Origin of the sequence: Kytococcus sp. HMSC28H12, assembly GCF_001816045.1 — a bacterium.
Lineage (GTDB): Bacteria > Actinomycetota > Actinomycetes > Actinomycetales > Dermatophilaceae > Kytococcus > Kytococcus schroeteri.
On record NZ_KV824401.1, the window covers coordinates 1 to 1,170 of the forward strand.

A 1,170-nucleotide genomic window follows, 5' to 3' on the forward strand; every position below is an offset into this window, starting at 1 on the left:
GACGCCCCGCTGTCCCCGCTCGCGGCCGGCACCTGGGGCCTCCCGCCCTCGGTGGGCCTGACCGTGGTGCCCGGGGCGCTGGCCGTGCCCTACGCCTGGTCGGCCTCGCACGTGACCACCGGCCGCGGTGCACGCCGCGCGGTGGGTGACTGGGTGCGGGACGTGGCCCCGGACCTGGTGCACCTCCACGAGCCCATGGCGCCGAGCCTCTCCCTGACCGCGGCCGACGTGGTGCGCGACCGCCTGCCGATGGTGGCCACCCACCACAGCGCCTTCAAGCCGGGGCACTCCCTGCGCCAGGTGCTGCCGCTGACCCAGCAGGTGCTGCGCCCGGTGGCGGCTTCCATCGCCGTCTCGCGCCCCACCCGGCGGTCCGTGCGCGAGTGCCTCGGGGTGGAGCCCCGCGTCATCCCCACCGGGGTACGCGTCTCCCGCTTCACCGACCCGCCACCCCGGGCGCCGTGGTCCGAGGGGCCGGGGCGCCCCACCATCGCGTTCATCGGTCGGTCCAGCGAGCACCGCAAGGGCCTGCGGACCCTGCTGGAGGCCCTCCCGGGGATCGTGCAGCGCACCCCGGGGGCGCGCGTCTTCGTGGCCGGTCCCGGGCAGCCCGCCGCCCGCCGGGTGGTGGACCAGGAGTTCCCCCACCTGCGCACCTCGCTGGTGTGGCTGGGGGAGCTCAGCGAGGCCGACAAGGCGTCCCTGATGCGGAGCGTGTCGCTCATGGTGGCGCCCCAGGTGCAGGGGGAGAACTTCGGTGTGACGCTCGTGGAGGCCATGGCCGCCGGGGCGCCGGTGGTGGCCAGCGACCTGCCGGCCTACCGATCGGTGCTCGACGGGGCGGGCCTGCACTTCCGCGCCGGTGACGCCGACGACCTGGCCCGGGTCCTCGAGGAGGTGGTGCTCGACCCCGGCCTGCGCGCACGGATGCGCCGGGCCTCGGTGGAACGGGCCGCCCGCTTCGACTGGCAGGTGGTGGGACGCGAGGTCATGCACGTCTACGAGGAGGTGGTCCGGGCGTGACCGCTCGAGATCTGGACCCGACGGCCCTGGTGCGGGCGGTCGGCGCAGGCACCCTGGTGGCCCTGCTGGTGCTCGCCGTGGGGGCGGTGCTGCTCTGGCGTGCCCGGGCGGCAGGCCGGGCGCGGGAGGCCCACGCCCGCATCGAGG

General features: G+C 76.5%; 1 protein-coding gene. It reads left to right on the forward strand.

The window, feature by feature from the left end; all coding sequences use genetic code 11:
* A partial coding sequence (locus HMPREF3099_RS05125; RefSeq protein WP_070704869.1) for a glycosyltransferase family 4 protein occupies positions 1-1,023 on the forward strand: 1,023 nt, incomplete at its 5' end.
* Positions 1,024-1,170 lie beyond the last annotated feature (147 nt).